The following is a 24,732-nucleotide window of genomic DNA, read 5'->3' on the forward strand; positions in this document are numbered from 1 at the left end:
TATTGCCCGGGAAATGCCGCTGATCTGGTTATCTGCCCCAGGGCACGGCTTTGACGTACCCGCCGGCGTCGACACGCAACTGGCTTCCGGTGATGTAGCGGGAATCGTCGCCGGCGAGGAAGACGATCAGGTTCGATACGTCCTGGGCTTCGATATAGGGGACCGGCATCCCCTGCATCGCGGGGAACGCCGCTTCCGCCTCCTCGCGGGTGGGGGCTTCCTTATCGGGCCGGAACACCTGATACATCCCTTCGTTGTGCAACATATCGGTGTTCACATTCGTCGGATGCACCGCGTTGACCCGGATCATCTTGCGGGCCAGCTGGTTCGACAGGTCGTTGACATAATGCGCGACGACCTGTTTGGCGAAGCTGTAGGCGGAGCCACCCGGTCCCTGTTTCGTGGAGCTGCCCAACTGCGCCGCGAGTGACCCGGTCGCGATGATCGAGGCTCCGGCCCCGAGGTGCGGCAGGCTCGCCTGTACGAGGTTGAATACACCGACGAGATCGGTGTCGATGGTGTCGGACCAGGACTGTATCGATTGGTTCTTGCCCAGGGGCGCGATTCCGGCGTTGGCGACCACGACGTCCAGCCGGCCCAGCGCCTCGACTCCGCGCGCCACCGCGCTCCATACCGCGCTGCGCTCCCGGACGTCGACGATCACCGGATGTGCTCGGACACCCTCCTTTTCGATCAGCCGGGCGGTCTCCTCCAGATCATCCGGCCGGGCCAGCGGGTAGGTGTTCCCCTCGAGATCCGCGCAGATATCGAGCGCGATAACGCTCGCGCCCGCGGCGGCGAGGTTCACCGCGTGTGACCGTCCCTGCCCGCGCGCGGCGCCCGACACCACCGCGACCTTGCCATCCAGTTTTCCCACCAGAGTTGTCCTTCCGATTGTGCCGAGATTCGTTCGTCAGCGGCCGGCCGGGGCCCGATGGCCGATGGTCTTCGTCTCGAGGTATTGCTGGAAGCCCTCCAGCCCGCATTGGCGGCCGACGCCGCTGTTCTTGTAGCCGCCGAACGGGGCGTCGGCGCCGTAGAACATGCCGCCGTTGACCCCGATCGCCCCGGCCCGGATCCGGTGCGCGATCCCCATCCCGCGCTCGGTCGAGGCGGACAGCACCGCACCGGCGAGGCCGTAGGCGCTGTCGTTGGCGAGGCGTACCGCCTCGTCGTCGTCGGAGAAGGGGGTCAGCGCCAGGACCGGGCCGAAGATCTCGTCCTGCGCGATGGACAGGCTCGGATCCTCGCAGACGAACACGGTCGGCTCGACGTAGTGACCACCGGTCAGATGTGCCGGCAGATCCTTCGGTTCGCCGCCGCCGGTGATCAGGCGGGCACCGTCGCGGACCGCCCGCTCGTAGGCGTCGAGCACCTTCGTGCGCTGTGCCGCGCTGATCAACGGCCCCACGATGGTTTCCGGCAGCGCCGGATCGCCCACCGGAACCCCGGTGAACGCCGCGGCGACGCCGGTGACCATATCGTCGAAAATCGACCGGTGCACCAGCATGCGGGTGGTCGCGGCACAGGCCTGCCCGGCGTGTACACAGGCACCGGCCGCACTGCGCAGGGCGGCCCGGGGGTCTGCATCGTCGAGCACGATGAGCGCGGATTTGCCGCCCAGTTCGAGAAAGGTCCGTTTCATGGTGTCCGCGCCCCGCCGCATGAGCATGCGGCCGACCGCGGTCGAACCCGTGAACGAGATCAGGTCGACTCGCGGATCGGTGGCGAGTAGTTCGGCGACCTCGTTCGACGGGGTCGGCACGACATTGACCACACCGGCGGGAAAATCGGTGCGCTCGGCGATGAGCCGCCCGAGCCGGGTCGCGTTCCACGGCGTGTTCGGGTCCGGTTTCAGCACTACTGTATTGCCTGCGGCGAGCGCTGGTCCCAGTTTGTTGAGTACGACCTCGACCGGGAAGTTCGACGGGCAGATCGCGGCGACCACGCCCACCGGCTCCTGGACGACCGTGCGGATGTTGCGGTCGCCGAACAGGCCACCGCCCGCGAGTTCACGCTCCCAGGGGAATTCGTCGATCAGACGGGCCGGGTAGCGCAGCGCTTCGGCCAGCGGCCAGTCCAGCTGGGCGATCCGCGTGGTGGCGACCGGGCAGCCGGCCTCGGCGACGAGTTCGTCGCGCAGGGCTTCGCTCTCGGATTCGAGTGCCTGCTGCAGTTGTTCCAGGCACCGCTGCCGCAGGGCCCGGTTCGTGGACCAGCCGGTCTCGTCGAAGGCGCGCCGGGCGGCGGCGATCGCGCGCAGCATATCCTCGGTACCCGCTGCGGCCGTGCTGCCGAGCACCTGCCCGGTGGCCGGGCTGACATTGTCGAATGTTTCGCCCGAGACGGCCGGTACCAGCTCCGCGTCGATGAGCATCCGGGATTCGGAGCGTTCACCCGCCCGGCGCCCCAGTTCAAGGCTGGGGGCATTGCTCTGCCCGTCGACCTCGCTCATATCTGCCTCCTGCTCGGTGCCCTTCGCAAGCCGCCGGGAACGATCGTACGGTATAAGTAACCGTAGATATTACGGTATGTCGAACTGGATTGCCCTGTGTGCACGGATTGCCGGTGTGGAATGCTCCGCGAACTGGGGATTCATTCGTGGTTACGGTCCGAGGCGCATACGACTGCGTCGACGCTGAATGCGGTCGCCATCGGGTAATGCTCTGCTTCCGACCCGCACCGGCGTCGACCTCTTGCAGAGCGACGATGTCGGGCTCGGCTGCCCGTAATTGTTCTGCAACGACCTTCTTTCGGTGGTGCCAATCGGCGAGCAGCGGCGACAGGACATTGAAAGTTGCCACGCGCACTGAACCCACTGATATCTCGCGGCCGGTGTTCGGCTTCGGATCGATCACGATGGAGATGGTCCCAGGCGTGCGTGGTTACGGGGTGTGACCGAGTGCGTGTGAACCGCCCTTCCGGTGTCGTTCCGAGTGCTACTGTTGCCATTACTGGATATATCTCTGTTCGTGGGTTGCCCCGCCGGGCCGCGCGGCGGCGAGCTCGGGCTGATCGCGAGTGAGGAGCGTCGATGTCGCAGGTCGTCGGGTTTGTCGGAGCGGGCCGGATGGGGGAGCCGATGGTGTACCGGCTGGTCGCCGCGGGCCATCGAGTGCGGGTGTACGCCCGGCGGGATTCGGTGCGGGAGCGACTACGGGCCCGCGGGGCGACGGTGGTGGATTCGATCGCCGAGGCCGTCTCGTCCGCCGATATCGCGATCCTCTGCCTGTTCTCCGACGCTCAGCTCGTCGAGGTCCTGGGCGGGCCCGACGGGGTGTTCGCCGCGGCGCGGCGGGATACCATCGTCGTCTCACACACCACCGGTACTGTCACCACCGTGACCGGCCTGGCCGCCGGAAACCCCGGCGGACCGACGCTGCTGGACGGGCCGGTGAGCGGTTCCGCCGACGATATCGCCGCCGGGAAACTCACCGTACTGCTCGGCGGCGCCGCGGCGGCGGTCGCGCGGGCCCGGCCGGTACTCGAATCCTATGCGAGCACCATCATCACGACCGGTGCGCTCGGCACGGCACTGAGCGTCAAACTCGTGAACAATGCCCTGTTCGCGGCGAATGCCCAGATGGCCGCGGCCGCACTGGAACTGGGCAAGCGGCTGGGCATCGGGGAAGAACAGTTGCTGGACGCGCTGGCCGTATCCAGCGGCCGTAGCTTCGCGGCCGGTTCGATCGGCCGGACCGGCGGGCTGGTGAAGTTCGAACAGGTGGTGGCCCCGTTCCTGCGCAAGGACGTGGCCGCCTGCCGGTCTGCGACGGCCGACCTCGGAATCGATTTCGGCCGGCTCGGCGCCGTTATCGACGGCGGTCCCTTCGACCTCAGCTAGCCCAGCGGAAAGTGCGGACCATGAACAGCAAGACCCCGGATACGTCCGCGGAATTGAACGAGGCGGGCATATCGGCGGCCGGCGGCAGTGATCCGGCCGCTCTCCTGGAGAGCCAGCGGCGGGCGTTTCTGCGTGAGGGCCCGCCGAGCGCCGCGGTCCGCCGGGACCGTATCGACCGATTGATCGCCATGGTTCTGGACAACACCGACGCCTATGTCGACGCACTCGTCGCAGACTTCGGTACCCGCTCCCGAACCGGCATCCTGTTCGCCGAGATCATGGGCATGCTCACCGCCATCGAATACGTTCGCTCGCATCTGACCCGCTGGATGCGACCGCGGCGACCCGACCGGCTGGCCCGCCTGTACGGAATCCGCGCGGAGGTTCAGCCGTGCCCGCTGGGGGTGGTCGGCATCGTCGGACCCTGGAACTTCCCGCTCAACCTGGTGATCCTGCCCGCCGCGACCGCGTTCGCCGCCGGGAACCGCGTGATGATCAAGATGTCGGAGATCACCGCGCACACCGCGGAACTCACGCGGCGGCTGGCTGCGCAGTATTTCGACGAATCCGAACTGGCAGTCGTCACCGGCGGGCCGGAGGTGGGGGCGGCCTTCACCGAAATGCCGTTCGACCATCTGTTCTTCACCGGCTCCACCCGGGTGGGCCGGCTGGTGCAGCAAGCCGCGTCGCGGAATCTGGTTCCGGTCACGCTGGAGCTCGGGGGCAAGAACCCGGTGGTCGTGGCTGCCGATGCCGATCTCGACCGGGCCGCGGACCGGATCGCCCGGGCACGGATGGTCAACGGCGGTCAGGTCTGCGTCTGCCCGGATTATGTGCTGGTGCCACAGGAGCGGATGGATCCCTTCGTCGACGCCCTGGCCGGTGCCTGGCGGCGGATGTTTCCCTCGATACTCGATAACGACGACTACACCGCCGTCGTGAATTCGGCGAACTACGAGCGGATCGTCGGGCTGATCGACGATGCCCGGGAACTCGGCGCCCGCGTGGAGCCGATCGCTCCCGCGGCGGAAGCTCTGCCCGACCCGGGCCTGCGCAAGATCGCGCCGACGATCGTCCGGGACGTGACCGACGAGATGGCCATCGCCTCGGAAGAAGTATTCGGCCCGGTCCTGACTGTGCTGCCCTACCGGGAGCTGAGTGAGGTCGTCGACTACATCAACCGGCGCCCCGCGCCGTTGGTCGCCTACTGGTACGGGCCGGACCGGGCCGATTTCCGCACCTTTGTCGCCGGCACCCGCAGCGGCGGCGTGGCGCGCAATGAATTCGCCATCCATATGTTCCCGGACAACGCGCCGTTCGGCGGCGTCGGCGAGAGCGGGATGGGGGCTTACCACGGTAAAGCCGGGTTCGACACTTTCAGCCATCACCGCACGGTGGTCGGCACCGATCTGCCCGTACCGATCACCAGTCTGGCCGCGCCGCCCTTCGGCCGGTGGACCGCGCGTCTCGTCGGTCTCGCGTTGCGCACCGCGCGCCGTCGCGCCCACCGCCGGTTGCGTGCGGCCCCGGTCGGCGGCGCACCCGCCGCACCGCCGCACACTCTGCCGGCGGCCGGGCCCACCGCCGGCGGTCCAGCCGAGTCCTCCCGGATCTGATCCGGCCCGCGCCACCGCGCAACAGACGAACGAGGAGTCACCGTTGTCCCCTTCTCCCGCGACCGGATCCGAACCGCTGTTCACGCTCGTATCCGCCACCGATACCGCTGCCGCCGTGATCCCCGACCGGGAACTGATCGTGCAGGGCGAGCACCGTCGCACCTATGCGCAGGTCGCCGACCGGTCCCGGCGACTGGCGGCCTATCTGCACGCCCAGGGGCTGGGCTGTCACACCGAACGGCCCGACCTGGCCGGGCATGAGGTCGGCCAGGACCTGCTGGGCATCTACGCCTACAACGGGCCCGAGTTCGTCGAGAGCATGATCGGCGCCTTCCGGGCACGGGTGGCGCCGTTCAATGTCAACTACCGATACGTCAAGAACGAACTGCAGTATCTGCTGGCCGATTCGGGCGCCACCGCGCTGGTCTACCATGCCGCGTTCGCGCCGATACTCGCCGAAGTACTGCCGGAGCTGCCCGGGCTGCGGGTGCTGATCCAGATCGCGGACTCGTCCGGTAACGAGCTGCTCGACGGCGCTGTCGACTACGAAACGGTGCTCGCCGCCACCGAACCGGAACCACTACCGGTCGAACCCTCACCGGACGATCTCTACGTGCTCTACACGGGCGGCACCACCGGGATGCCGAAGGGTGTGCTGTGGCGCCAGCACGATATCTATATGGGCGCCTGCGGTGGCAGGGACGCGAACACCGGCGCCACCGTCGCCTCCTACGCGGAAATCGCGGAACGGACGCGGGCCAATCCCGGTATGAAACTGCTGCTGATCCCGCCGCTGATCCACGGCGCCGCGCAGTGGGCGGTGCTCACTGCCATGACCAGCGGGCAGACGATCGTGATGTCCCCGGTCACCGACCGGATCGACCCCGGCGAGATCGTGCGCACGATCGAGCGGGAGAAGGTGTCGGTCGTCATCGTGGTCGGCGATGCGATGGCGCGCCCGGTGCTGGCCGCCGTGGAGGCCGGCACCGCGGAGATGTCCTCGCTGGTGGCGCTCGCCAACGGCGGCGCGGTGCTCAGTCCGGCGGTCAAAGAGCGCTGGATCGCCGCGGTGCCCGGGCTGGCCGTGCTCGACGGTGTCGGTTCCTCGGAGACCGGATCGCAGATGCATCATGTGTCCGCGGCGGGTTTCGTATCGACCGGGAAGTTCTCGGCGGGCGCCGATACCCGGGTGGTCGCCGAGGATCGCGGCGCCGTGCTCGAGCCCGGCCACGACGGTATCGGCTGGCTCGCGCAGCGCCGGTTCACCCCACTCGGCTACAAGGGTGACGCGAAGAAGACCGCGGCGACCTTCCCGATGATCGACGGCGTGCGCTACGTGCTGCCCGGCGACCGCGCCCGCCTCCTCGTCGACGGTTCGATCGAATTGCTCGGCCGCGACGCCGTCACCATCAACTCCGGCGGCGAGAAGATCTTCGCCGAGGAAGTGGAGGTCGCGATCTCCTCGCATCCGGCCGTGGCCGATGTGCTGGTGGCGGGCCGCCCCAGCGAGCGCTGGGGTCAGGAGGTGGTGGCTGTGGTCGAGCTCGTCGAGGGTGCCACCGCGGATTTCGACGAGCTCGTGGCCCACGCGGCGAAATCCCTCGCACGGTACAAACTTCCGAAAGCGGTCGTGTTCCGGCCCGAAATCGCGCGGAGTCCGGCCGGTAAAGCTGATTACCGCTGGGCCCGTGAACAGGTGGCGGGGCAGTCCTGACCACCGCCGCGACTCAGGCCGGCGGCCCCTGCCGCCGGGCGTTCTTGACCAGACCGCCGCCGATGATCAACCGCTGGATTTCGCTGGTGCCCTCGTACAGGCGCAGCAGCCGGACATCGCGGTAGATCCGCTCGACCGGTACATCGCGCATATAGCCGGTACCGCCGTGGACCTGGACCGCGAGATCGGCGACCTTGCCCACCATTTCGGTGCAGTACAGTTTCGCCACCGACGGCGCCGTGCGCCGATCCTCGCCGGAAACCCAGCTCCGGGCGGCGTCGCGGACCAGCGCCCGCCCGGCCATCACACCGGTCTGCATATCGGCCAGCATGGCCTGCACCAGCTGGAATTCGCCGATCGGCGTACCGCCCTGGGTGGCGGTGGCGGCGTAGGAGACCGATTCGTCGAGCGCGCGCTGGGCGGCGCCGACCGCGAGGGCAGCGATATGGACGCGGCCGCGGGCCAGCGAGGTCATGGCGGCGCGGTAACCGACGTCCTCGCTGCCGCCGACGAGTGCCTCGGACCCGACCCGCACATCCTGGAATCGCACCTCCGCGGTCCAGGCACCTTCCTGCCCCATCTTGCGGTCCTTGGGCCCGACTTCGCCCCCCGGAGCATCGGCCGGGACGAGGAAAACGGCGATCCCCGGGCCTTTCTCGTCGGCCGGCCGGGTGCGGGCGAAGACCACGAACAGGTCCGCGACCGGGGCATTGGTGATGAACCGCTTCTCCCCGTCGATCACCCAGTCCGCGCCGTCACGCCGCGCCGTCGTCCGCAGGGCCGCCGGGTTGGATCCGGCTCCCGATTCGGTGAGCGCGAACGACGCCACTACGGCGCCCGAGGCGATGGGTTCGAGCCAGCGTGATTTCTGTTCCTCGGTGCCGAAACCGACCAGCACCTGACCGGCGATTCCGTTGTTGGTGCCGAACATCGACCGTAGTGCGAGGGTGGTGTAGCCGAACTCCATGGCCAGTTCGACATCCTGCGCCAGATTCAGGCCGAGCCCGCCCCATTCCTGCGGGATCGCGTAGCCGAACAACCCCATGGCCTTGGCCTGTTCGACGATATCGGCGGGCATCCGGTTCTCCTCGGCGATATCGCGTTCCCGCTTCATGACGACGCCGCGGACGAAGGTCCGGGTCTGGGCCAGGATTTCCCGGAAATCTTCGTCGGTGACCGGTTCGGCTCCGGTGGGCGTGCTCGTCATGGCGGGCCTCCTCGTACCGGCTGGTGCGCCGGTGTCGTCTCGCGTTCGCGGATCCGCGATGCGCTCGGTGTCTGCGGACCGAGGGCTCATCTGTTGTCGCGCGGGCGGTTCACCCCGGCATATCCGGTATCCGGGACTCCCGGGGCGATCATTTTACTTTGTCGGTAGCGCGCTCTGCAGACCGCCGACGTCGGTGATGGTCCAGTTGTTGTTGCGGTCGATGGTCACCGAGTACGTGACGGTGGATGGTGCCCCGTCGGGGGTCTGGACGCTGGTGGAGTTGACGGTGAGGTAGGCGTTGACCTTGTATACGCCACCGGATTCGGAGATCACTGTCGCGGACTGCGGGGTTGCTTCGGATGTCCATTGCAGCGGTAGAAGGATCTGTTCGAGTTGTGGGGCGGTGGCGTCGAACTTGGCGGACAACTCGGGGCTGGTGCCGGCCCCGAGGCGGGTGAGCCAGCCTTTGATGTCATGGAAGTCGATCGTCGAGGCACCGAGGGCATACGTCATGGCGATGCTCTCGGCCTGCCGGTTGTCGGCCGCGACTGTATCGCGGTGGTTCAGTTCTGATCGTGCCGACCAATACAGGGACCCGAATGTCAGCGTACCGGCGAGGAACAGAGCCAGCGAAAATGCGGTGAGCACGGTCGAGCGCCGAATCGAGAGCGTGACCGCCTTCCACGCCTGATTCTCGGGCTCGGATTCGTCCGACGTGCTTGTCGCGACGGTCTTCTTGTCAGGATCTGTCGCTTTTTCGTCTGTTGCCGTGGCCATGATTCTGTCCTCCTGGCGGGTCGACATCGGTCGTGAGCGCGGTTACTTGGTGGTGATCCGGAAGTGCAAGGTGCCGTCCGGGTCGATTCCGTGCAGGGATTGCTCGATCAGCGCGCTGATATCGAGCTGGGGTGCTCGGTCCAGGGAATCGGTGACGACGGGCTGAAGGACCGGCGCCAAGGGGGCAACGTTCGGCCCGATCTTGTTCAGGAAATCGGTCAGCCTACCCAGGAACGGTGTCAGTCCGTCACCGGTGAAATAGTCGGAAACCGGGCGACTTTCGACGAGTGCGGAAGCTTGCTGGACGACGTTGCTGAGCGATGTGCCGAATTCACCGAGTTCCGGTCCACTGGTACTCAGCGACGGTCCGAGCCACTCGATGTTGCCGCCCAGAGCTTGGATATCGGCGAACAGCTGCCGCATGGTGCCGGTACGGCTGAGTAAGGTGGCCGCCAGCAACGTGGTCGAGCGTTGCAGGGTCTGCACGGCCGCATCGGTACCCGACAACGCCCGGTCGAAGGTATCGACAAGATGTGCGATGGTTTGCGGTTGTAGTTGATCCAGCAATTCGACGAAGCGGGCCGACAGAGCTGTGATGGTCACCGGGACATACACGAGTTCGGCCGGAATGCTCTGCCCGTCGGCGAGGTATGGGCCGGCGCCGTCGAGCGGTGCGAATTCGATATAGGGCTCGCCGAGCGCCGAGAGTTGCTCGACGCGCACTGTGCTGGAGGCCGGGATGTGATAGCGCTCGTCGATACGCAGCCGCACCAGCACATCTTCGGCCTGTTTGCGAACTTGCTCTGTACGACCGACTTGTATGCCGTTGAGCAGCACCGGCGCGTTGACACCCAGACCACCGGAGTTGGGCAGGTGCAGGTCGACGGTGAGGTAGTTGCGGCGCGGGTCGAGGTGCAGCACGCCGATCGTCATGTATCCGATACCGAGCACAAGGACCGCGGCGATCGCGGAGAGTGACAAAGTCGCTCGCATGTTCATCGCACAGCTCCGACCATCCGCAAGGTGTCGACTATCCGTTCGGTCTGCTGCTGCGGCGACAGGGTAACCGCTGGTGAATCGACGGTGACGCCGACGAGATTCAGCTTCGGACCGCGGTCCGTGAAAGGAATGATCTTGTTCTGGATGACTTCGACGAGCTTCTTGACGTTGGAGGGTGAGCCCGTATCGAGGGGGTGGGTTCCGAACAGCATCGGCACAAAAGCCTGCAGGGCGCGGCTGCTGGATTGCAGCGCCGGACCGAGCCAGAGCGCGCTCGGCGCCAAAGGCCCGAGGGCGGTGAGCACGTAGACGACGCCGATGGTGGTGTTGATCACGTCGGTGGTGTGCTGGACCCCATCGGGGGTGAGGAGCTGGTCGAATGCGGGTGCGTTGTGCAACAGACCGTCATCGACAGTCGATCGCAGGCCCCGCACCAGGTGGTGGATCGAATCGGTGTCGGCGGCCAGATCCTCCAGGTTCGCGCCCAGACCGTCAGAGATGCGGGCGGTGTCCTGCGGGTCGGCCGGCATGATCGTGTTGATCCGGTGCACGATGTCCTGGAAGTCGGTCACGGCGCCGCTACCGACGAAGATGGACAACCGAGACAGGATGTCCTCGATCGGCGGAGACTGTTTCGTATCGGAGAGTGGAATCGTCGAGCCCGGCGACAACTGCCCCGTATCGGGTTGCGCGGGCTCGGTGAGTGCTATGTGCACATCACCCAGCGGTGTTTCCTGCCGCAGTTCGGCGGTGGTGCCCGCCGGTAAGCGGACCGGCTCGCGGATCGTGACGTCGGCGACGACGAACCCGCGGCGGCCCGGCTGCCTCGGGATATCTGCCGCGGCGTCGACCACGGTGAGTCTGTTCAGATGTCCGACGGGCACGCCGTCCGCGATGACTTCGGCTCCTTGCGGCAGATTCAGCACATCGGCGAACTCGATGCGCAGGTGGTAGGACGGTTCACTGGTTCCGGTGCCGGGCACGGTGATATCGGCCGGCTGAAAACCGCATCCGGTGGCCGCAAGTGCCAGGGCGCCCGCGAATATCGCGTGTGCGCCGATTCTCCAGTGCGCCACGAGTCTCCTCATCGTGCACTCACCGCCCCGAGAATTGCCGGAAGACTCGGAATCGTGACCGCGCCGTTCTCGGCTGTTTGACATCGCTGGCCAGTGATGAGTTCCATCGCCGCGCACACCCCGGTTGTGTTCGACGGCGGGAGAGCCAGTTTCGGCGGTGCGTAGCCGATGGATATTCGGCCGGTGGTTGTATCGATGGACTCGGCAAATCCTGCCGCGATCGCAGGAGTCATGCGAATGACATCGGACAGTGATCCGACTCCGGCTGCCAGCGATTGCGGAAGGTTCGGAATCGAGTCGATCTCGCGCAGGGCGGGAGACCCGAACATCATCACCACGTCGTTGAGCTGGGGGAGTACATCGACCAGATTCGCTACGACACGAACGATTTCGGGAAACTCGAGCGTATTGATATCGACGAAAGTCTGGGTCAGCCCGGTTATGGTGGTCTGCACGGTCGGCCAGCCGCCGCGGGCACGGTGGGTGAGCTCGGTGAGAGCGTCCAGTAGCTTGCCGATATGGCCGATGGCCGCGTCCGGAGCCGACAGCGCCTTGCCGAGTTGCAGAACCAGGGTATTGATCCGGTCGCCGGATCCGGCGGTGGCGCGGTCCAGTGCTTCGAGACCGGCGCCCGCCTGTCCGGGTTGTCCGGAACCATTGAGCTGATGTCCGAGTTCGGCAAGGGCGTCCAGGGTTTCAGAGAGGCTTTTGGGAGTGAGTGTGCTGGTGATGCATTTGCTCGAGTCCCAGCCCGGCCCCTGGGGTTCGGCGCCGACGAGGGTGAGTTTGCGGTCGGCGATAATAGTGTCACTGACGGTGACAGCGCCGACGTCCGGTGGCAGCTTGCGGTCGGCGGGTACGGTGAAGTCCACTCGCGCTGTGGCTCCGTCAGGGGTGATATCGGTGACCCGGCCGACGGGAACCCCCATGATGGCGACAGCACTGCCCTCGTACAGGCCGACCGCATCGGGCATCTGCGCGCAATAGGTGCGCATCTCGGGCCCGGGCCGGGCGAACTGCCACCCGGCCATGCCTGCCCCCACAAAGGTGACCATCACGAGGGCCGACATGAACCCGCGCGATCCCAGAGCCCGTTTCAGCATCAACACGTCCCTCCTGGAACCGGTACGCAGAAACTGGCTGCCTGGATTGTTGCGGCCGACTGGTCGACCACCACGCCCTCGCCCGGCGGCAGGAAAGGAAGCAGTCGCTGCTCCGCGGAGCGCAGAGAGTCCAAGAGTGTGCCCAGCATGTCGCCGAGCTGCTGCAACTGCGGAATCGCCTCGGCGAATGGTTGTGCCCGCTGTTTCAGCGTGTCGTCCCATGCCCGGCCCAGCGGGCCGAGGGCGCCCAACACCGTGGCCAGGTCGTCAAGGGTCTGCTGGGCTTGGAATTTGTTGTTCTGGATGATGTTTTCCAGGCCTCGCAGCGTCGTCACCAGCTGCACGAGCACATCGGAATTGGCGTTCAATGCGGTCAGGTACTCATCGGCCACCGCCAGCGTATCGGAGATATCGGCGTTCTGCCTGTTCATGACGTCGACAAGGCTGTCGGCCGCCTCGATGACGACACGAATCGAATCGGGGCTCTCACCAAGGGATTCCGCCATCGCGGCGAGATCGCGACGAAACGCTGTGCCGTCGATCTGCCGCACCGGCTGTACGGCATCTTGGAACGTCCGAGTGAGGTTATAGGGTAGTCCCACTCGGTCTTGTGGAATCACCGTGGCACCCAGCGGTTTCGTTCCCGCAGGCTCGACCGCCACGTAGTAGCCGCCGACGATTGTCAGCATACGGAGATCGAGGCCGGTCCGATCGCCCAGGAATACCTCGTCTTCGACGGTGAACTCCATCCGGACCCGGTCGGGCAGCAGCGTCAGCGAATCCACCTTTCCCACCACTATCCCGGCCAGCCGGACATCGTCGCCCGGCCTGATAGCGCCGGCCTCGGCCATATCGGCGGAATACATGTGCCCACTGCTCGTTCGCGTGATGTGGACCGCGCCGATCGCGCCGAGCAGAACCAGCACACCGCATATTCCGGCTATACCCCAGCGCAGTTCGGCATCGCGTTCGGACTTCGCGGTGAATACCGAGCCCAGTGGCGCGACCAGTAGCCGTCGGACGCGGGTTAACGATGGCATAGTGTGATCCTTTGTCCGGCAATGAGGATCTGCAGGGGCGCAGGTGCCTGTGCAGATCCGTGGGTACAGGTCATCGCCGCTTCGGGGCCGGTCGGTGGCAGGGTCGCCGCGATCCGCTGGATCAGTCCCGGCAGCCGGCCGAATACTGCCGCGGCATCCTGCGGCGACGGAAACGCCTGCCGTAAGAGGGCGTCCAAGTCCTTGTCGGGTTCGCCGGTGATCCCCAGCGTCTCCAGCGTGTCCCGCACAGGCTTCAGTACCGGGGGAATGGTGATCGCGAAATCGACCAGTCCCGGAAGTTTTTCGGTGATCGCGGTGAACAGGCTGGTCAGGTTGGTCAGCAGCTGCATCGAGTTTCCGGATCTGCCTCCCAGGTGCGCCGCGACCTCTGCCAGGTTGGTCACCAATGCCGACAACACCGCTTGCCGGTCCGAGGCGTACCGGCTCAGTTTCTCGATGGCATCCAATGCGGGACCTATACCGCTCCCGTTGCCTTGGATCAAGGCCAGCAGGCTGGTCGCGAAGTGGTTCAGATCATCCGGCGACAGTTCCTTCAGCACCGGCTGCAATCCTTTGAAAAGTCGCGTGATATCGAAGGAGGGCACCGTTTCCGACGGCTCGAACACCGCCTCCGGTTCGCGTCGCGTGCTCGGCCGCTCGGGCTGCTGGATTTCCAGGTAGCGGAAGCCGGTGAGGTTCTGATACCGGATCGCCGCTGTGCTGTCGACGAATACCGGGCGATCTCGGATCACCGTGAAGCGGACCCGGGCGAGGTTCCCCGCCAACTCGACCTCACCCACCTTGCCGACCGCTACCCCGTACATCCGCACGTCATCACCCGTGCGCAAGCCGTTGGCGTCGGTGAACAACGCGGTGTAGGTATCGGTCGTGCCGGCTACCGGCCGCTCGAGTACGCGAAACACTCCGATCAACGCGATGACGATGACGGCTACGGCGGCCGATACTCGAAGTAGGAGCGACCGTGTCGACATCAGCGACCTCCCGGTGTGGGATGCGGCCCGGATAACGTCGACAACGGCCCGGCCAGTGCCGGCACGACCTCGAGATCGACGGTGGCGTTGAGTACCGGGCCATTCGGTGTGTCGGTGAACGCGGCGCCGAGGCGATCGAGCAGATCGCTCAGTTGCTGGTCCGAACGTTGCGGCGTGCTGACCGATGTCGACAAGCGGTCCAGCATCGCGGTCATGATGGGAATGAACTCGGCGAAATAGTTTTGGCCGGTGCTCAGGGTCTGCGCGGTGGCCGGCAGCAGTTGACTCTGGATATCGGCGAATAGCCGACCGTACTTGTCCATATGCTCTGGGTTCGAGAGGTATTCGTTCGTATAGGCCGAGTACAAGACCTCCACTCCGCCGGAGACCAGCGCCGGCACACCTTCCAGCGTCGACCCGAGTCGGTGGAACAGCAGTGACAGGGGTATCTCCTGGGTATCGGTGAACGATCGCACCGTGGTGCCGATGGCCTGCAATATCGGGCTCAGCGCCCGAACATCGCGGGCCGCCTTCGCCAGCAGCGCCGCCAGCTTCGGTGTCAGTACACCGGTGGTGAGGCCACCGGTCGATTCCAGCAGCGCCGCCAGTGTCGCGTCTCGTAGACGGCCGGCGTTGTGGCCGGTCAGGTCGATCGTGGCTCCGTCGGTGAGCACAGCGCCGGCGCCACCCGAGTGGAGATCGACAGCGCTGATACCGAACAGATTGCCCATCGCAAAATCGACGCTCACCCCGTCGGTCAGCCCGAACAGCTGCGCACTCCGCAAGCTCAGCGAAATGCGCTGCCTTCCCGAACCGAGACGGTCGATCGAGGACACAGAACCGACACGTACCCCGTCCAGCCGCACATCCGTACCCGCTGACACGCCCGCACCGACCTGCGTGGTCAGCAAAGCGACCTGAATCTGCCCGGCCGGTGTACCGCTCGGGACCATTCGGTGCACCACGACAGCGATGAGAACAACTGCGACAGCCAGCACACCGAGAATGCGGGCGCGCCGAGGACTGATCTCGGTACCGGGCAGAGAATAGGCAGGCACGGCATCATCCTGTGAATGTGATCGGAGACTGGAACCCCCAGAGCGCGATGGTCGCGACCATGTCCGATGCGATGATCGAGACGAGACTCGCCCGCACCGCCCGGCCCGACGCTGTCCCCACCCCTTCGGGCCCACCGGTGGCGAAATACCCCTGATAGCAGTGAATCAACACGACAGCTATCGCGAACACGACCACCTTGATGGTGGCCGCAACCACATCCCAGCCCAGTACGAACTGATCGAAATAGTGGTTATAGGTGCCCGACGGTGTGCCGTGAACCGTTGTCACGATCAGTTCGCAGGAGAAGTAGGACAGGATCAGTGATACGACGAAAGCCGGTGCCACGGAAACGATTCCGGCAATGATCCGGGTGGTGACCACGAACGGAACCGATCGGACACCGAGCGATTCGATCGCGTCGATCTCTTCCGAGATTCGCATCGACCCGATCTCCGCGGTCATCCGGCACCCGACCTGCGCGGCGAAACCGACCCCCGCCGCAATCGGCGCCAATTCCCGTGTCACACCGAACGCCGACATCAGGCCGCTGAGCTCTCCCAGCGACAGAAGATTCAGCGCACTGTACGCCTCGATGCCGATCGAGGCGCCCATCGCCGCCCCCATCAGCAGCATCAGCGGTACCACCCCGCCGCCGACGATCACCGAGCCACGTCCCCACGTCATATCCGTGATCACCATGACCGTCTGCCGGCGGTAATGTACCAGCGTGTACGGCACCGCCGAGACCGCCTGCCACACGAAGCCGAGCGCGAACCCGCTCGACTCGATCGGGGCCCACGGACGCAGCCGGCGACGTAACCGGCCGACCCACCGCAGTCCCGGCGGAATATAGGGGGAGGCCGTCATCACGCCATCCTCAGCGGGAAGAACATGGTCACCACCTGTGTGATCACAGTGTTGAAGACGGTGACCACGGCAACCGACATCACCACCGCGGCATTCACACCGTCGGCGACCCCGCGGGGACCGCCCTGGGCCTCGAGACCTCGCTGGCACGCGATGACCACCACCGAGAACCCGAACAGAAATGCCTTGACCAGCGACACCCAGATATCGATCGGAGTGGTGAAGGCGCCGAACGACGTCCAGTAGCTGCCCGGGGTGACGTCCAGCGCGGTGACGGCGACGAAGAATCCCGAGCCGATGCCGACCACCACGATGAGAACGTTGAGCAGAGGCGCCACCAGCATCATCGCCGCGATCCGCGGGACGACCAGCCGCTGGACGGGGTCCAAGCCCATGACCCGCATCGCGTCGACTTCCTCACGCACCGTCCTCGCCCCGAGGTCGGCCGCGATCGCCGCGGCTCCGGCACCTCCGAGCATGAGCGCGCTCGCCATCGGGGCGCCCTGCTTGATCACCCCCAGCCCGCCGGCCGCGCCGATCATGGAATCCGCACCCAACTGCGACACGATATTTCCGACCTGCGCGGACACGATCACACCGAACGGAATCGCCATCAACACGCTCGGAACCGCGGTCACTTTGATCAAAAACCATGACTGCGAGAGAGTTTCGCGCGTCTGAAACTGTCCCCGGGCCGCATCGACGATGCCGATGCGGATCGCGTGCACACCCATCCGCAGGCATCGGCCCAATGTGGCGATGCTCGAAACAAGTGTCTCGGAGAAATTTCGGCGTAATACAGTCAGTGCCGCCGTCTCGGATGGACCGCGCGGCTCGACCACCGCGGCACCGTGACCATCCATCGGGCCGGTAGGAGTTCGCACCATTGGTCACCCTTCCATCGACCGGTGATGTAGCTCGGGGCGAACCGGCCGTCGATGCAGCAACCGCGTGCATATCCGCGGGAACGGCGCGCTGGACGGCCGCTGGAGCAACGGCGTCACGTTTGCCGAGTTGTGCATGACGAACAGTTCGGATCTCGCATCACCGCTCGCCGATCTTCGCAAGGAAGAGATCCATCCTCTAGGTGGCGGATACGTCGCTGTCGATCCATCGATCCTCCGAAAAGTGCTGGTCGATAGGTTCCCGCTATCGGCGGCTACTGCACGTCGACTAGTCGTCACTAGGCAACAGTATTAGCAACTATAAGCATTACAGTGTACTGTCGTACAGTAATTTCGGATTCTGAAATACTATCCCAAGGGCAGTTGGACTACGGAGGTTTGGATGAAGCGGGCACGTTCGAGCGAGGGCTTCACCAACTCGGTATCAGCCGACTACGTAGTCGTGGGGTCGGGCAGCGCGGGCGCGATCGTCGCTCGGCGGCTGGCCGACACCGGAGCCACCGTTACCCTGATCGAGTCGGGTCGCAGGCTTCGAGGGCCACTCGTCACGATCCCCGGAATGTGCGGGGCGATCCACGCGATGACGTTGTTGCAACGTCGTGTCACATGGCCCGCGTACACGATTCCGCAGCGACACATGAGCGGCCGCAAACTTCCCCAGTCCCATGGCCGTGCCCTCGGTGGTGGGAGTGTGATCAACGGGATGGCGTTCGTGCGCGGAAACCGGCAGAACTACGACGACTGGGCAAGTGGCGGTGCCGCCGGCTGGGGATTCCCCGATGTGCTCCCTTCATTCCGGCGGCTGGAAAGTTTCGAGGACGGGCCGAGTGACCTGCGTGGCGGGACCGGTCCGATCGCGGTGGAGCGGACCACCGGACTGGCGCCGGTAACCGAGAGCTTCATGTCCGCGTTGTCGGCGACCACGGGAGCCGAGGCGAACGACGACTACAACGGGGTTCGGCAAGCCGGCGTCGCCGCACTACAGCAAAGCGCCAGGGCGGGCCGGAGGGTGGGCACCGACCGTGGGTACCTATGGGATGCGCCCCCCAACCTCCAGGTGGTAAGCGGCGTGACCGCAACCCGGGTCCTCGTGGAGAACGGCCGCGCCGTCGGCGTGGAACTGGTCTCGGCCGGTAACCGGCGTCCGGTCGAGCCTGCCCGGGCCGGCCGTGAAGTCATCGTCAGCGCCGGATCGCTGGGTTCGCCGCGCCTGTTGATGCTCTCCGGAATCGGTCACGCGGCGCACCTGCGTGAGCACGGGATCGAAGTTGTCGCCGACCTGCCGGTGGGCGATAACTTGCACGACCATCTATTCGTCCCGATGTCCTACCTCGCCCCCAGCGGACGCAGGGCATCTCCGGTGAGTTTCGCCAGAGCGATGGTGCGTGAATATGTGCGCCCGCGGTCGACGTATCTGGCGCACACACTGTTCGAAGCCGTAGCTTTCGTGGACAGCGGCGTGCGGCCCCGCGGCGATGTTCCCGACCTACAGATGTTCATCCTCCCGATGAGCTATCCGGAAAACCAGGACGAGCCGGGACTCCACTTGGCCGCTGACCCGTCACCGTCGTTGACGCTCCTGCCCACCATGCTCTATCCCGAGAGCCGGGGAACGGTACGGCTCGCGTCGACCGACCCGTTCGCCGCCCCACTGATCGACCCGAACTATTTGGCCGAACCGCGGGACCTCGCGACATTGATCGCCGGCATGGAGCTTGTCCGGGAAACGGTCGCACACGGCGTCCTCGCCCGGAAGGTAGGCCCTGAGGTATTGCCCGGTTCCGGTAAGACCGGCGCGGATCTCGCGGATTTCGTGCGACGCAACGCGTCAGGCGTATACCACCCGGTCGGGACCTGCCGGATGGGCACCGGCAGTGATGCGGTGGTCGACCCGCAACTGTGTGTGCGCGGCGTCGACGGACTGCGGGTGGCCGACGCTTCGATCATGCCGCATATCGTCGGCGGCAATACGAACGCCGCGGCGATGATGATCGGTGAGCGCGCGGCCGAGCTGATAACGGGCTGTCGATGACGTGCTCCGGCGCGCCAGCGAGCAGAATTTTTGCCGCCCCTCCTGGAAGCTGCGGAGTACATCGACCTCAGGGATGGTCGATCGTTCCGGTCTGTCGCAGCGGGTTCGGCACGACCGGCTGCGGTGCTCCACTGAGTTTTCGAAGTGTGGCGATGCAGGTATGTAGCTCGGCGAGCGAAACTCCAGCGGCCCCGGCGCGAAAGAACTCGTGCAGCTTGCCCAACGACTGCTGTTGTGTCGCAATACCCCGCGAGGTCACTTCGAGTTTGATGACTCGGCGGTCGGTAGGGGATGGCGTCCGCCGCAACAGCCCCGCGGCGACAAGCTTCTCCACATCGGAGGTGATCGTGCTCGGCAGCACATTCAGGTATTCGATCAAGAGACCCGGGCGGTCGAGGCCGGCATGGACCAGGAAGATGATGCCGAGTGCGCGTTCGGATATCCGGCGTTTTCGCGCCACCGGAAGAGTCAGGTTCGAGATCATCCGCCGGACATCGGTGACGGCACTGAGGAAGTCGACGATATCAGCGTCGTCGGCAGCGCCAATGGTGTCGGTCACGACGCCCTACATTACTACATTCGCCTAAATATACGTTTTCTGAACTATTTTGGGTTACTCTTCACATCGAGGCGAAAGCCGTTTGCATGCCCATGGGGGGCTCGAGGATCAGCATGGAGTGTCATGAAATCATCCGAACCAATCCGAGTTCCGGCAAAAGCCGACAGCTACGTCACCCCACCGGGCGTCACCCGGTTGTGGTCATGGAAGGCACTCGCGTGCTGGGCTGTCGCCGCGGTGGTGGCCGTCTTCGTGTTCGTGACCGCCGAGAAGCACGGACCGGTTGCACCGGACAACCGCAATCCGGGCGGAGCGGACGCACCACTGCCTGTCGAGCCACTGTGGTCAGGGATCGACTGGCTCACTGTGGGACAGGTTTTGGGTGTCGTCCTGTTCATTGCCACCGTGATCGCCTGTGTCCGGGGCTGGCGGCGCCATCCGGGACACCCGGTGATCTTGATGGTCATCGCCACCAGCACGCTGTTGTGGGTCGACCCGTACAACAACTGGGCCATCGGCTTGGTCTACAACCCGAACCTCTGGCACTTTCCACGAGAGTGGCCGTGGCTCAACCTTTCTCCGGTGATCGAGCCGTTGACCTCGTTCGTCTACGCGCCCTACATACTGCTCCCGTACTTCCTGGTGATGCCTGTACTGCGCGCTGTTCAGCGGCGTCGTGGACCGGACTCCTTCGCCTGGCGTCACCCCTTGATCTCCTTGGCGGTGCTGACGTTCGTCTGTGGCGCGATCTGGGACATACTCCTGGAAATATTCCTGGTGCAAACCCAGTTCCTGACCTACACGCATGTCGTCGAGTTCGGCTCGATCAATGCCGGAAAGAACACGCAGTTTCCGATGCTGTGGGCGAGCGTGCTGATCACGATCGTGATGATTCCGGCGTCGCTGCTGCTCTATCGAGACGATACCGGGCGTTCACAGGCGGAGAAGATCGCCCGGCGGTTGAGGTTCCATGACCGGCGTCCCAAACTGGCCACCTTCTTGGTGATGGCGATCACTCTGAGCGTCATGATGTTCAGTTTCAGTTCGGCGTTCTGGGTCTTGCGTGCGACCGGCGCCGCGTCCACTGTCGCTTGTCCGTGGCCGTACCCGACGGCGAAGACGTGGGATCCGCACGGGTATTACGAATCCGAAGGTGCTCCAGGACCGTTCTCTGCCGGCGCTGGAAGCACCTGGCAGATCGGACAACCCGATGGCCGGCCCACCCACATCGACCAGGACTCCCAACGCTGCAACCCCGGCCACTGACGCTGTTCCCCGATGCCCGGCATTTACACGTGATCCGTCACTGTGTATGCAGCGCGGATTGTGCTGCGGACCCGTCGAACAGCCGCTGTAGCAGCTGATTCGGGTGCCGGATCGACACCGTGCGTGTGCGCCGGCCGGAGGTGTTCAGCGGGCCGGTCCGGTGGCTGTGTCGGCGTCGCGACCACGGTCGGCGAGCAGCTTCCGCAGGGCGGCGATATCGACCTTGCCCGTGGTGCCGCGTGGTATATCGGCATCGGAATCCAGCAGTAGCCAGATGGTGGGCACCTTGAACGAACTCAGTATCTCCTTGGTCGCGGCGCGCAGCCCCTCGATGCCCGGGTGACCCGTGACGATCAGGGCGGCGGCCACCCGGCCGCCGTCGCCGCGGTCGATATCGGTGACGAAAGCGCTGGAGACGTCCGGCAGCGACCGCAGCGCCTTCTCGACTTCACCGGGATAGACGGCGGCGCCGTTGATCTTGAACATATCGTCGCGGCGCCCATGGTAGAAGAGGAAACCGGCCTCGTCGAACCGCCCGAGATCGCCGGTGGAGTAGTAGCCGTCGGCGGTGAACAGCTCCTCGCGGGTGCGGCCGCAGATACCGCGCAGAATATGCGGTCCGCGCAGCTGGATCTCACCGATCGTCCCGGCGGGCACCGGGTTTCCCGCGATATCGGTGATGCGCACATCCATCCCATCGAACGGCCGGCCGCAGCTGCCGTGCGCGGACTCGGGCATATCGGTGTCGGCAGGGTAGCCGCAGTAGGGCCCGAAGGATTCGGTCATCCCGAAGAGGTTCGCGCGGGCACCGGGCCGCGCACGCTGCGCGGGCGGTAGCAGCGCCTCGAGGCTGCCGGGCCGCAGTGCGGACAGATCGGTGCCGAGGGTTTCCGCCCGGCCGGCGAGGGCCTCGGCCTGGTCGGGCCAGCCCCGGAACAGCGTGACCCGTTCGCGTTCGAGTAGTTCCAGGGTTGATTCCGGCCCGGGTATCTCCTCGGTGACGAGGGTGGCGCCCGCCGCGAGCGCGGAGAGCACACCGCCACCGAATCCGCCGACCCAGAAGAACGGCATCGGCAGATAGAGCCGGGTCTCGGGGGCGATACAGCGGGCGGTGAGCCCGGATCGCACGGCGGCCAGCGCGTTACCGTGCGAATGGACCACGCCTTTGGGCAGGCCACGGCTACCGGAGGTGAACATGATGAGCATCGGGTCGGCCGGGCAGACGGTAGCGGCGAGTGCTTCGGCGACCGCGCACGCGTCCGGTGTCACCGTGAGCTGTGCGTCGGGCGGTGCCTGGGTGTGCTGTGCGCCGGCGGGTCCATATGCGGGCCGAGTGCCGGTGAGCGCCGGTGCGGGGCCGGAGTTTGCGGGCGCCTGCTGGGCCGCGGGAATGTGGGAGGGCGGCAGCGCCACGAGTTCGGTGGCGGCCTCGACGGTGTATATCTTTCGCAGCGCGGGCAATTCGGGTTCGCGGATCGGTGCCGTGTCGAGTGAGTCGCCGAGTACGGACCGCAGCCCGTCGCGATAGCGGTGGCCGCGGAATTCCTCGGCGGCGATCAGTATCTCGACGGCGGCAACGCGCAACTGGGCGATCAGTTCCGGCGGTTTCAGCAAGGTGCTCATCGGGACCAGGACGGCGCCGATCCGGGTGAGTGCGAGTGCGATCCGCACCCACCCGACACTGTTGGGGGCCACCAGACCCACCCGGGTTCCCTTCGAGACGCCGGCCGCGACGAACGCGGCGGCCAGCCGGCGCGTGGTGGCGTCCAGGTCGGCGTAGGTCGTCCGCGTGTGCGGGTCGATCACCGCCGGGTGCTCTCCGCGCTCGACGGCGTGCCGGCGCAACAGTGCGTCGATGGTGTCGGTCACCGTGGTGTGTTCAGGCATCGAAGATCTTTCCGAGTCGCTGGATATCCACTTTGCCGCCGGCCAGCAGCGGAATCTCGGCGGGCCGCAGTGCGACGAACCGCCGGGGGACCTTGTAGGCCGAGAGCTCCTGCCGGAGTCGTTCGCGCAGTGCGGTTTCGTCGATGGTCGCGTCGGGGGTGACGAGTACGGCCGCCACGATCTGCCCACGGTCGGAGTCGGGCAGGCCGAGCACATGCGCGGTCGTGCCGGTGACCTTCGCGATGGCCTTCTCCACCTCCGCGGGGGAGACATTGGCGCCCGCGGTCTTGATCATGGAACCGCGCCTGCCGAGGAAGTAGACGAATCCTTCGTCGTCCACCCGGACCAGATCACCGGTGGGGAACCAGCCGTCGGCGTCGAAGCATTCCTCCCGGGCGCGTCCGTAATAGCCCTGCATCACATAAGGTCCACGGATATACAGTTCGCCGACCTCACCGATCGCCGCATCGGCGCCTGTGTCCGGATCCACGATCCGGGTGTCGAATCCGGGCGCCGGCCTGCCGAAGGAGCCGCGCCGGTGTTCCGGCTGATCGGAATCGTCGCCGCTGAGCAACACCACGCTGCCCGCTTCGGTCATCCCGAGCATGTTGTGCCGCAGCTCCGGGTCGGCGGGGCGCGCCTCGGCCGGCATGATCGCGTACAGGTTGCCGCGGCGCATCGAGGTCAGATCGCGTCCGGCGAAGCTCGGGTGCCGGGGGAGGTGCGCGACACCGCCCGCGAAACCATTGGTGACCGTCGGCTTTTCGGCCTCCAGCAGATCGAGCGTCGAACTCGCGTCAGCGGCGTTGGAACACACCAGGGTAGAACCGGCGAGCAGGGTCGCCAGCAGCGCGAAACCGAAGCCGCCGATCCAGAACAGCGGTGAATTGCAGAACAGCCTGTCGGCGGCGGTGAGGCGGCGGATCTCGTTGAGATTGCGCTGATGGCCGAGCAGAGCGCCGTGGGTGTGCACGACGCCCTTAGGGGCGCTGGTCGAACCGGAGGTGTAGATGATCGCCAGCGGATCGGCGGCACCGACGTCGCGCTCCATTGCCGCGAGCAGCTTTTCGTCGACGGTGTCGGCGAGCCGGTCGAGTCGGCCGATATCACGGAGGCGCTGCCCGGCGGTGTCGTGGCTGATCGCGATATGGCGGAGTTGCGGGAAGCGCGGGCACAGCAACCGGTCCCCGGCGTGCGGCGGACCACCCTCGAACGCGCCGGGCAGCAGTTCGGCCAGCCGCGAAACATAGTCGTTGGCACGGTAACCATCGATAGCCAGCAGTATTCGAACATCGCTGCGCACCAGTTGTTCGCCCAGCTCTCGCGTGGTGGCGAAGGTGGAGAAGGGCACCACCACCGCCCCGATCCGGGCGGCGGCGAAGGCGCCGATCACGAAATCCGCGCCATTGGGGTAGAGCAGTCCGATATGCGTACCCTTGCCGGCGCCGAGGGCAATGAGCGCACGGGCGAGCCGGGCGGAGCGGGCCTGCGCCTCGGCGTAGCCGATCCGCTCGTGATCACAGATCAGCAGGGGATGCTCGCCGCGGTCGCTCGCCTGCCGGTGAAGCAGCGGGGCCAGGGTGCTGTCGTCAGCCGGCATGGTCGCCGCCGAGGTCTACCTGCCGGTGCGCGGTGGGGTCGGTGTGCCGGTGCCCAGTGGGGTCGGCGGACGCGCGCCCGGCGTGCTCGGGCCCGGGGAGGGCGACCGGCCCGCGTCCTGCACGGTCGGCGATATCGCGCCGTGTGATGTTGGAGGGCTCATGCCCGGTGAGGCCGGGGTGCGGAACTC

The 24,732-nt window shown here is 65.9% G+C and carries 21 protein-coding genes; 5 read left to right on the forward strand and 16 right to left on the reverse strand.

The features are described 5' to 3' along the window. Positions 1-28: 28 nt before the first annotated feature. From ABZ827_RS04280 to ABZ827_RS04290, 3 genes are read right to left on the reverse strand one after another with little or no spacing between them, the layout of a single operon-like run. A complete protein-coding gene (locus ABZ827_RS04280) occupies positions 29-877 on the reverse strand; it encodes a mycofactocin-coupled SDR family oxidoreductase (RefSeq protein ID WP_357232667.1) in 849 nt (282 codons plus the stop codon). Positions 878-913: 36 nt separating this feature from the next. Then, entirely contained in the window at positions 914-2,455 is a 1,542-nt protein-coding gene (locus tag ABZ827_RS04285; protein ID WP_357232669.1) for an aldehyde dehydrogenase family protein, read from the reverse strand. After that, positions 2,415-2,858: an endonuclease/exonuclease/phosphatase family protein gene (locus ABZ827_RS04290; RefSeq protein ID WP_357232670.1), complete on the reverse strand. Its 444-nt coding sequence runs from the start codon at positions 2,856-2,858 to the stop codon at positions 2,415-2,417. The genes ABZ827_RS04285 and ABZ827_RS04290 overlap by 41 nt, the downstream gene beginning before the upstream one ends. 176 nt (positions 2,859-3,034) lie before the next feature. Here ABZ827_RS04290 and ABZ827_RS04295 point away from each other — a divergent pair, with 176 nt between their 5' ends. From ABZ827_RS04295 to ABZ827_RS04305, 3 genes are all read left to right on the forward strand, one after another. Then, positions 3,035-3,844 carry an NAD(P)-binding domain-containing protein gene (locus tag ABZ827_RS04295; RefSeq protein WP_357232672.1) on the forward strand — a complete coding sequence of 270 codons (810 nt, stop codon included), beginning with the start codon at positions 3,035-3,037 and terminating at the stop codon, positions 3,842-3,844. Positions 3,845-3,864: 20 nt separating this feature from the next. Next, complete coding sequence (locus ABZ827_RS04300) at positions 3,865-5,460, forward strand: coniferyl aldehyde dehydrogenase (protein WP_357232674.1); 1,596 nt, start codon at positions 3,865-3,867, stop codon at positions 5,458-5,460. Between the two features lie 76 nt (positions 5,461-5,536). Further along, positions 5,537-7,174 (forward strand): acyl-CoA synthetase, encoded by a 1,638-nt coding sequence (locus ABZ827_RS04305; RefSeq protein WP_357234474.1) that lies wholly within the window; start codon positions 5,537-5,539, stop codon positions 7,172-7,174. 13 nt (positions 7,175-7,187) lie between these two features. On the opposite strand, the gene ABZ827_RS04310 is transcribed toward ABZ827_RS04305, so the two are convergent. The 10 genes from ABZ827_RS04310 to ABZ827_RS04355 form a co-directional block, all read right to left on the reverse strand. Beyond that, complete coding sequence (locus tag ABZ827_RS04310) at positions 7,188-8,381, reverse strand: acyl-CoA dehydrogenase family protein (RefSeq protein WP_357232676.1); 1,194 nt, start codon at positions 8,379-8,381, stop codon at positions 7,188-7,190. 153 nt (positions 8,382-8,534) lie between these two features. Next, positions 8,535-9,158, reverse strand: a complete 624-nt coding sequence (locus tag ABZ827_RS04315; RefSeq protein WP_357232678.1) for a hypothetical protein — start codon at positions 9,156-9,158, stop codon at positions 8,535-8,537. Between the two features lie 42 nt (positions 9,159-9,200). Next, positions 9,201-10,157, reverse strand: coding sequence for an MlaD family protein (locus ABZ827_RS04320; RefSeq protein ID WP_357232680.1), 957 nt, complete (start codon positions 10,155-10,157; stop codon positions 9,201-9,203). Beyond that, positions 10,154-11,233, reverse strand: a complete 1,080-nt coding sequence (locus tag ABZ827_RS04325) for an MlaD family protein (protein ID WP_357232682.1) — start codon at positions 11,231-11,233, stop codon at positions 10,154-10,156. Before ABZ827_RS04325 ends, ABZ827_RS04320 begins: the two co-directional genes overlap by 4 nt. Positions 11,234-11,241: 8 nt before the next feature. Continuing rightward, positions 11,242-12,336, reverse strand: coding sequence for an MlaD family protein (locus tag ABZ827_RS04330; protein ID WP_357232684.1), 1,095 nt, complete (start codon positions 12,334-12,336; stop codon positions 11,242-11,244). Beyond that, on the reverse strand, positions 12,336-13,376 hold the full coding sequence (locus ABZ827_RS04335; RefSeq protein WP_357232686.1) for an MlaD family protein: 1,041 nt from the start codon (positions 13,374-13,376) through the stop codon (positions 12,336-12,338). Before ABZ827_RS04335 ends, ABZ827_RS04330 begins: the two co-directional genes overlap by 1 nt. Beyond that, entirely contained in the window at positions 13,364-14,368 is a 1,005-nt protein-coding gene (locus ABZ827_RS04340; protein WP_357232688.1) for an MlaD family protein, read from the reverse strand. Before ABZ827_RS04340 ends, ABZ827_RS04335 begins: the two co-directional genes overlap by 13 nt. Further along, on the reverse strand, positions 14,368-15,426 hold the full coding sequence (locus tag ABZ827_RS04345; protein ID WP_357232690.1) for an MlaD family protein: 1,059 nt from the start codon (positions 15,424-15,426) through the stop codon (positions 14,368-14,370). Before ABZ827_RS04345 ends, ABZ827_RS04340 begins: the two co-directional genes overlap by 1 nt. Positions 15,427-15,430: 4 nt before the next feature. Beyond that, a complete protein-coding gene (locus ABZ827_RS04350) occupies positions 15,431-16,294 on the reverse strand; it encodes an ABC transporter permease (RefSeq protein WP_357232692.1) in 864 nt (287 codons plus the stop codon). Beyond that, entirely contained in the window at positions 16,294-17,157 is an 864-nt protein-coding gene (locus ABZ827_RS04355) for an ABC transporter permease (RefSeq protein WP_357234477.1), read from the reverse strand. The genes ABZ827_RS04350 and ABZ827_RS04355 overlap by 1 nt, the downstream gene beginning before the upstream one ends. A gap of 424 nt (positions 17,158-17,581) precedes the next feature. Here ABZ827_RS04355 and ABZ827_RS04360 point away from each other — a divergent pair, with 424 nt between their 5' ends. Then, entirely contained in the window at positions 17,582-19,231 is a 1,650-nt protein-coding gene (locus tag ABZ827_RS04360; RefSeq protein WP_357232694.1) for a GMC oxidoreductase, read from the forward strand. A 67-nt stretch (positions 19,232-19,298) separates the two neighbouring features. Here ABZ827_RS04360 and ABZ827_RS04365 read toward each other — a convergent pair whose 3' ends face one another. Then, positions 19,299-19,790, reverse strand: coding sequence for a MarR family transcriptional regulator (locus ABZ827_RS04365; protein WP_357232696.1), 492 nt, complete (start codon positions 19,788-19,790; stop codon positions 19,299-19,301). 123 nt (positions 19,791-19,913) lie between these two features. Here ABZ827_RS04365 and ABZ827_RS04370 point away from each other — a divergent pair, with 123 nt between their 5' ends. Continuing rightward, positions 19,914-21,056 carry a spirocyclase AveC family protein gene (locus tag ABZ827_RS04370; protein WP_357232698.1) on the forward strand — a complete coding sequence of 381 codons (1,143 nt, stop codon included), beginning with the start codon at positions 19,914-19,916 and terminating at the stop codon, positions 21,054-21,056. Between the two features lie 144 nt (positions 21,057-21,200). On the opposite strand, the gene ABZ827_RS04375 is transcribed toward ABZ827_RS04370, so the two are convergent. Together ABZ827_RS04375 and ABZ827_RS04380 are read right to left on the reverse strand one after the other, a co-directional pair. Then, the gene (locus ABZ827_RS04375; RefSeq protein WP_357232700.1) at positions 21,201-22,943 is read right to left on the reverse strand and encodes a class I adenylate-forming enzyme family protein; all 1,743 of its coding nucleotides are present in this window, start codon (positions 22,941-22,943) and stop codon (positions 21,201-21,203) included. After that, positions 22,936-24,543: a class I adenylate-forming enzyme family protein gene (locus tag ABZ827_RS04380; protein WP_357232702.1), complete on the reverse strand. Its 1,608-nt coding sequence runs from the start codon at positions 24,541-24,543 to the stop codon at positions 22,936-22,938. Before ABZ827_RS04380 ends, ABZ827_RS04375 begins: the two co-directional genes overlap by 8 nt. Positions 24,544-24,732 lie beyond the last annotated feature (189 nt).

Source organism: Nocardia sp. NPDC019395 (assembly GCF_040632335.1).
In the GTDB taxonomy this organism is placed as follows: Bacteria; Actinomycetota; Actinomycetes; order Mycobacteriales; family Mycobacteriaceae; genus Nocardia.

Excerpts from the sequence above, each read along its gene's own strand:
- ABZ827_RS04370 (WP_357232698.1), top strand. The coding sequence starts at position 19,914 with ATGAAATCATCCGAACCAATCCGAGTTCCGGCAAAAGCCGACAGCTAC.
- ABZ827_RS04310 (WP_357232676.1), bottom strand. The coding sequence starts at position 8,381 with ATGACGAGCACGCCCACCGGAGCCGAACCGGTCACCGACGAAGATTTC.
- ABZ827_RS04380 (WP_357232702.1), bottom strand. The coding sequence starts at position 24,543 with ATGCCGGCTGACGACAGCACCCTGGCCCCGCTGCTTCACCGGCAGGCG.
- ABZ827_RS04360 (WP_357232694.1), top strand. The coding sequence starts at position 17,582 with ATGAAGCGGGCACGTTCGAGCGAGGGCTTCACCAACTCGGTATCAGCC.
- ABZ827_RS04335 (WP_357232686.1), bottom strand. The coding sequence starts at position 13,376 with ATGCCATCGTTAACCCGCGTCCGACGGCTACTGGTCGCGCCACTGGGC.
- ABZ827_RS04285 (WP_357232669.1), bottom strand. The coding sequence starts at position 2,455 with ATGAGCGAGGTCGACGGGCAGAGCAATGCCCCCAGCCTTGAACTGGGG.
- ABZ827_RS04300 (WP_357232674.1), top strand. The coding sequence starts at position 3,865 with ATGAACAGCAAGACCCCGGATACGTCCGCGGAATTGAACGAGGCGGGC.
- ABZ827_RS04340 (WP_357232688.1), bottom strand. The coding sequence starts at position 14,368 with ATGTCGACACGGTCGCTCCTACTTCGAGTATCGGCCGCCGTAGCCGTC.
- ABZ827_RS04295 (WP_357232672.1), top strand. The coding sequence starts at position 3,035 with ATGTCGCAGGTCGTCGGGTTTGTCGGAGCGGGCCGGATGGGGGAGCCG.
- ABZ827_RS04330 (WP_357232684.1), bottom strand. The coding sequence starts at position 12,336 with ATGCTGAAACGGGCTCTGGGATCGCGCGGGTTCATGTCGGCCCTCGTG.
- ABZ827_RS04350 (WP_357232692.1), bottom strand. The coding sequence starts at position 16,294 with ATGACGGCCTCCCCCTATATTCCGCCGGGACTGCGGTGGGTCGGCCGG.
- ABZ827_RS04375 (WP_357232700.1), bottom strand. The coding sequence starts at position 22,943 with ATGCCTGAACACACCACGGTGACCGACACCATCGACGCACTGTTGCGC.
- ABZ827_RS04315 (WP_357232678.1), bottom strand. The coding sequence starts at position 9,158 with ATGGCCACGGCAACAGACGAAAAAGCGACAGATCCTGACAAGAAGACC.
- ABZ827_RS04355 (WP_357234477.1), bottom strand. The coding sequence starts at position 17,157 with ATGGATGGTCACGGTGCCGCGGTGGTCGAGCCGCGCGGTCCATCCGAG.
- ABZ827_RS04320 (WP_357232680.1), bottom strand. The coding sequence starts at position 10,157 with ATGAACATGCGAGCGACTTTGTCACTCTCCGCGATCGCCGCGGTCCTT.